Origin of the sequence: Microcystis sp. CS-574, assembly GCF_028329095.1 — a bacterium.
GTDB lineage: Bacteria > Cyanobacteriota > Cyanobacteriia > Cyanobacteriales > Microcystaceae > Microcystis > Microcystis ichthyoblabe_A.
On the sequence record NZ_JAQMSY010000209.1, the window covers coordinates 1 to 6,439 of the forward strand.

General features: G+C 43.6%; 6 protein-coding genes. 3 read left to right on the forward strand and 3 right to left on the reverse strand.

Going from position 1 to position 6,439, the window contains the following annotated elements; genetic code table 11:
* Positions 1–381: 381 nt before the first annotated feature.
* A complete protein-coding gene (speA, locus tag PN470_RS16805) occupies positions 382–2,421 on the reverse strand; it encodes a biosynthetic arginine decarboxylase (RefSeq protein WP_002777779.1) in 2,040 nt (679 codons plus the stop codon).
* 140 nt (positions 2,422–2,561) lie between these two features.
* Here speA and PN470_RS16810 point away from each other — a divergent pair, with 140 nt between their 5' ends.
* Entirely contained in the window at positions 2,562–3,095 is a 534-nt protein-coding gene (locus PN470_RS16810; protein ID WP_002737551.1) for a DUF4330 domain-containing protein, read from the forward strand.
* A 148-nt stretch (positions 3,096–3,243) separates the two neighbouring features.
* Positions 3,244–3,834 carry a recombination mediator RecR gene (gene recR / locus PN470_RS16815; RefSeq protein WP_043999193.1) on the forward strand — a complete coding sequence of 197 codons (591 nt, stop codon included), beginning with the start codon at positions 3,244–3,246 and terminating at the stop codon, positions 3,832–3,834.
* Positions 3,835–4,078: 244 nt separating this feature from the next.
* Here recR and ctpB read toward each other — a convergent pair whose 3' ends face one another.
* Both ctpB and PN470_RS16825 read right to left on the reverse strand, forming a co-directional pair.
* The gene (ctpB, locus tag PN470_RS16820) at positions 4,079–5,404 is read right to left on the reverse strand and encodes a carboxyl-terminal processing protease CtpB (protein WP_334310448.1); all 1,326 of its coding nucleotides are present in this window, start codon (positions 5,402–5,404) and stop codon (positions 4,079–4,081) included.
* A gap of 142 nt (positions 5,405–5,546) precedes the next feature.
* Entirely contained in the window at positions 5,547–5,966 is a 420-nt protein-coding gene (locus tag PN470_RS16825; RefSeq protein WP_271935963.1) for an NUDIX hydrolase, read from the reverse strand.
* A 187-nt stretch (positions 5,967–6,153) separates the two neighbouring features.
* Between PN470_RS16825 and PN470_RS16830 the strand changes: the two genes are divergently transcribed.
* A partial coding sequence (locus PN470_RS16830; protein ID WP_272104836.1) for a transposase family protein occupies positions 6,154–6,439 on the forward strand: 286 nt, incomplete at its 3' end.

Sequence of the window (6,439 nt, forward strand, 5' to 3'; positions counted from 1 at the left end):
ATATATTCTTATATATTTTTACATCACCTTGATGAAAATCAATAATTGTAGCTATAATCCTTCCTGCCAATGGGTTGTAAGCAATGTATTAGTAATAATTATCAAATTATCAATTGAATGATAAGAAATGCGGAATGTGGGTTGTAACCTATTTCCTGTAGCAAAAGTAGCAGGTAGCAAGTTATTGACACAAATCGCAAAGTATTTGTAACTAAATTTTTACGAAATAGATGTTGATGTCGCTTCCCTCCTGCGGGACGGCAAGAAAGGAGTGAGAAAATACATATAAATGTACTACCAGAGGTAGCATTAGCCCAAAATTCTGCGATCAATGCTTTAAAAAGGGAAAATGAGCTAAATTTCCCCCACAAGTAACCTCTATTAATCCCCACCCACTAGATAGGTATAACGTCGCAAACTGCGTTCATAATCCTGTAGTAGTAACTGGGATTCTTCCACAGTCATGCGATTTTCCTGCAAAGCTTGTTCACAACGAAGACGAATTCTTTCTAACAGGTCTTCCGCAGAATACTGCACATAACTTAATACTTCCGTGATCGTATCTCCTTTGACTAGATACTCGATATCGTACCCCTTGGGACTCATCTGAATATGTACCACGTTAGTATCGCCAAAAAGATTATGTAAATTGCCCATAATCTCTTGATAAGCACCCACCAAAAACATTCCTAGATAATAGGGTTCTGGAGAATGTTTACCGTTTTTGTACTCCAACGGATGCAATTCTAAAACTGATTTTATGTCCCCGCGCAAATCGATAAACTGGGCAATTTTCCCGTCACTATCACAGGTTAAATCGGCGAGAATTCCTCTTTGAGTAGGTTCTCGATCAAGACGATGGATCGGCATAATTGGAAATAGTTGATCGATCGCCCAACTATCGGGAACTGATTGAAAAACCGAGAGATTGGCATAATAAATTGAGGCCATAATTTGCTCTAAGTCTTCCAAGTCATCGGGAACATAATCCTCTTGTCGGGCCACTTGCAGAATTTTGTGACAACAAGCCCAGTACAATTGTTCGGCTCTAGCTCGTTCTTTGAGACTGAGATAACCGAAATTAAACAGACTAATCGCCTCCTCTTTGAACTGTCCCGCATCGTGATAAGCTTCCTGATAATTGCGCTCATCGATACCCGTGTAGGTTTCCCAGAGATTACGGAGGATGAGGTGTTCTTTCCCATTGCAGGGATCGGGGGGATTTTGGGGAACCTCGCTACTTCCCAAGATATCAAAGACTAACACCGATTGATGAGAAGCGATCGCCCGGCCACTTTCACTGATGAGAATTGGGGGTGAAATCTGGGCATCTTCACAAGCTTCCTTGACCTCAGCCACGATATCATTGGCATAATTCTGCATATTGTAGTTTTTTGAGGCGTAGAAGTTAGTTTTTGAGCCATCGTAATCCACCCCTAAACCACCCCCCACATCGAGATAGGTCATATTTGCCCCTAATTTCGCTAATTCCACATAAATCTGACTAGCTTCGCGAATGGCATCCTTAATGACGCTAATAGCGGAGATTTGCGACCCGATATGATAGTGCAGCAGTTGCAGACAATCTAACATCCCCGCTTGTTCTAATTCCGTCACCACCGTTAAGATTTCCGGGACGGTTAAACCGAATTTGGCCCGGTCTCCCGTGGAACATCCCCAACGGCCCACCCCTTTTGTCCCCAGTTTCGCACGCACTCCCAAATGTGGGGCAATTCCTAACTGACGACTGACGCGCAGGGTTAAATATAATTCCTCCAATTGTTCGATGACAATCAAAGGCCGATGACCGAGACGAGTGGTCAAAAGAGCAGTTTCCAGGTATTCTTTGTCCTTATAGCCGTTACAAATTAGCAAGGGTTGTGTTTTGTCATTTTTGCCGTTTAAGGCAGGTTCTAGGGTAGCTAAAGCAATCATTAGCTCAGGTTTTGAACCAGCCTCCAACCCAAATTGATAGGGTTTACCAAAACGCACTAAAGACTCGACGATGTGACGGTGTTGATTGCACTTGATCGGATAGACACCGCGATAGACATTGGGATAATTATAACGGGCGATCGCTCGGTTAAAACAGGCATTTAGGCGCTCGATCCGGTCTTCCAAAATATCACTAAACCGAATTAGCAGGGGTAAACCGATATTTCGCCGCTTAATCGCCGAAACTAACTCGTATAAGTCCAAAGAACCGCCCCTTTCTCCCTGGGGCGAGACGGTAATATTTCCTGCGGCATTGATCGAGAAATAGGGTTCTCCCCAGCCTTGGATGCGATAGAGATTTTCGCTATCTTCGATCGACCAATGTTTAACGGGGGCAACTTTTTCGAGGTTGTTACCGTCAGAAGGGGTCAGATCGAGTGGAGATAATTGCTTTTCTTGTTTCTTAAGTTGAGTTTTACCCGCCATTGTCTATCGATCGCTCCGTGTGAGACTCCGATCTTCTATCTTAAGTCAGACTTCCTGTCTGCGACCAAGATTCCGATCGTGATAGAATTTACTCTCTAGGCTCGATCTCTAGGAATAGTCATCTATATAAATTCAAGGCTATGCAGTTATTAGACTCAAAAGGACGTTTATTCGGTAAATTTAGCTTGCTTGATATCGGAGCGGCCTTAGTAATTTTATTGACAATTATCGGTATTTTTGTTGTACCGGGGACAAGTGGTAAAAGTACGATCGCTCAAGTTACCAAAGAACCCATAGAAGTGGATGTTATTGTCCGGGGTTTAAGTGTTCTCAATCCCAATGCTTTGATTAATCAATTCAATACCGAGAAGAAAACTAATATTGTTATTCGTAATCAACCGGCCGGTCAAGTGGATATAAAAAATGTTAAACCTTTATCGAGAAATGTCTTAGTTCCGCAGCCGGATGGTAGTGTGAAAGTCCTACCGGATCCCCGCACGGAAAACTATTCTCAAGATATGATTATGACTCTCAGTGGTCAAGCGGAAGTTACCGACACTGGTGCGGTTGTTGGCGGTCAAAAGGTGAAAATTGGCACTTTAATCGAGTTGGAAGGAGATAATTATAATTTCAACACCAGTGTTATCGATGTCCGTTTACCAAAAAGGTCTTAGTTAGTAAACAGTGAGCAGTAAACAGTGAAAAGACAGCAGGAAACTTCCATGTAACACTGCTCACTTGAAAACTCAAATCTGATAACTGATAACTGATAACTGATAACTGATAACTGATAACTGATAACTGATAAGAGGATTAACTGCTATTTATACACCGCCTTTAGCTCGTTTGATCGAGCAGTTACAAAAATTACCCGGAGTCGGACCCAAAAGCGCCCAACGTTTGGCCCTGTATATTCTCAAACGACCGGAACAAGATGCGATCGAATTGGCCCAGGCGATCGTAGCAGCCAAAAAACAAGTAGGATTATGTCAGGTTTGTTTTCATCTTTCGGCCGAACCGATCTGCGAAATTTGCCGCAATCCCAACCGGGAAACGGGGACTATCTGTGTGGTAGCTGACTCCAGAGATGTGATTGCTTTGGAGAAAACTAGGGAATATTCGGGCAAATATCACGTTTTAGGGGGTGTTATCTCACCTATGGATGGGATTGGACCGGATCAATTAAATATACAGTCTTTAGTCACCAGAGTCAGCCAGAAAAAAATTCAGGAAGTTATCTTAGCTATCAGTCCCAGTGTCGAAGGGGAAACCACGACTTTGTATATCGGGGGTTTACTGAAACCCTTCACTAAAGTTACCCGTATCGCTTTCGGGTTGCCCATGGGCGGCGATCTGGAATACGCTGATGAAGTAACTTTAGCGAGAGCTTTAGAAGGTCGTCGGGAATTATAGAGCAGGGTGTGAGGTTTTGATCAGGTTACTTTTTGGCGAATAATCAAGCATTTGTAGCCAGCGATACAGTTTTATAATGCGTATTATGCTTAGTTGCAGAATTTGTAGCTGCAGAAATCTTTGGGGGGGGAATCACCAGCAACTGCACGGGAGCGAGAGAGAGCGCTGTTAAAGGCCTTAAAGGCTGTTCTAGAATCGCCATTTCGCCGAAACAGTCGCCGTTTCCCCAGATTTTCTAGGACGATTATTCGGCCCGACTACTCAAAGGGTTATTGAGATTGCCAGTGCCTGGACGTTTAACACTATGGGATTGTAGGAGTGAGATCGCCTGTTGGTACTGGGGATCATCCTTCGTTCCCAGCAAAGAAGGATCATCCCGGAAGCGCAGCTGTTGTTCTTGGGTTAACTCGATCTGCACATCGGGTTTAATGCCTTTTTTGTAGATATTTTCGCCGTTGGGGGGATAATAACGGGCAATTGTCACCGCTAATCCAGAACCATCGGAAAGGGTGTGTACCGATTGGACGGTACTCTTGCCATAAGTCGATGTACCTACTAAAGTCGCCCGGCCATTTTCTTTTAGCGCTCCGGCGAGGATTTCGCTGGCACTCGCTGAACCTTTATTAACCAAGACTACTAGGGGTAAATCGGTAATAGCGGTGTTATTGGCGATAAATTGGCGATCTCCGCCCCGTCGATCGATAGTGCTAACGATTTTGCCCTGTTTCATCCACATACGAGCGATATCGACACTAGCAAATAGTAACCCGCCGGGGTTGCCCCGCAGATCGAGAACATAGCCGGATACCTGTTGTTGACTTAATTCCTCGATCGCCTCTTTCATTTGTTCGGCTGCGTGGGAACTAAATTCATCCAGTTTAATATAACCAACTTTCACCCCACCTTCCTGTTTAAGGGTATAGCTAACGGAGGGGATTTCGATATCTACCCGGGTCAAAGTCACTTCAAATACCCCTTGATCGGGACGGGCAAGCTGTAAACTAACGCTAGTACCCACTTCTCCCTGTAGTGCCTCCATTGCCTGTTCTAGGGTCATTAAAGCGGTGGGTTTGCCATTAATTCTGATCAGGCGATCGCCGCTTTTCACTCCCGCTTCCTTGGCGGGGGATTTTTTCACCGTATCGACAACAACCAGATCGTTACTGCGTTTATCGAGAGCTAAACGTACCCCAATTCCCGATAATTCTCCGGAAGTTTGACTGGTGAGGACAGAAAATTCCCTAGGAGTTAAAAAACGGGTATAAGTATCATCCAATTCCTTTAAAGCTTCGCGGATTGCTGTGTAAGCTTGTTGGGGATTAGTATAATTTCTGCTTAACAATTCTTGACGTTTTTTTTGCCAATCGATTTGATGAAAACTACGATCTACAAATTCATTATTAACAATTTGCCAAACCTGGTCGATGACTGCTTTCGGGTTATCTTCTAAGGGTTTTTCCCCTTTGGCTGCGGGGGTAAGGACCATCAGGGAACTAACTGCTAGGGTAGCGATCGCACCTCCAGATAGGAGTTTCTGCACGGAAACGAACGAGGGACGCGACTGGTTCATAAAGACAAAGCCAAAATAAGATTGACGTTTCAATAAAGCCATTCAAAAAGCGGGAGCATTTTGCCTTCGAGGGAGGTGAGGAGCAGTGTTAGCTACGACTCTCGTATAGATAAGGGAGTTCCTTGTCTGGCTCTAGTATCCACTATAATTCTAGTTCTATAAAATCGAGCAATATCTGGCGATGAATTTTTCCTAAAGGACGAGTCTGATTAATCTTCTGGGAATAGTATTCCCCTTGACGGATGGCAGCCGGAGGTAATAATGCTAAATCTTGCCCTTCCGTTTGCACTAATTTTTCTAATCCCAGGGTCAGGGGTACATGATAAAGATAACGGGAGAGATTATCATCGTTATAAGAGCGAAAATAGCGTAAACTAGGGGCTTCGTAGTTAATTTCTTCTTTTAACTCTCGTTTTAACCCTATTTCTGGACTTTCACCCCCTTCTAAGTGACCACCAAATAAACCCCACACCCCCGGATAGAGAATCGTCGGGATGTCGTCGCGCAACTGCATTAAAAAGCGACCGTCCTGTTCTAAAATCGCCAAAGCAACAAATATCATCAGTTATCAGGGTAAGAGCATCTCAATTAGGCTTGACAAAAGGCTTTCAGCACAGCCATCATATAGTTATTATCCATGGCCGTCCGTTTACTTTTTTGTGCCAGACTACGTCGGTAAGTGGATTCCTGGGCTCTTCTAGGTTCTGTGTGAGCATGGTATAATAGTAACACAGAACAGGAGGTGGGTTATGTGGATAAATTTTGATCAACTCCTCGATTTACCAAATGTAACAGTGGTCAATTATCAAAAAATTGCTCAGACAATTTTCCTAAAGCTCGCTCTTTTAAATGAAACAATTCAATGTCCGAATTGCCATCAAACCTTGGACAGAATCAATCAGACAGAGTATAATCTAGTCAGAGATTTGTCAATATTAGGCAATCCGGTATATTTAGAAGTACCACGCCGCCAGTTTCATTGTCAAAAGTGCCAAAAGTATATCAGCGAAAGACTGAGTTTTATGAGATTAAGAC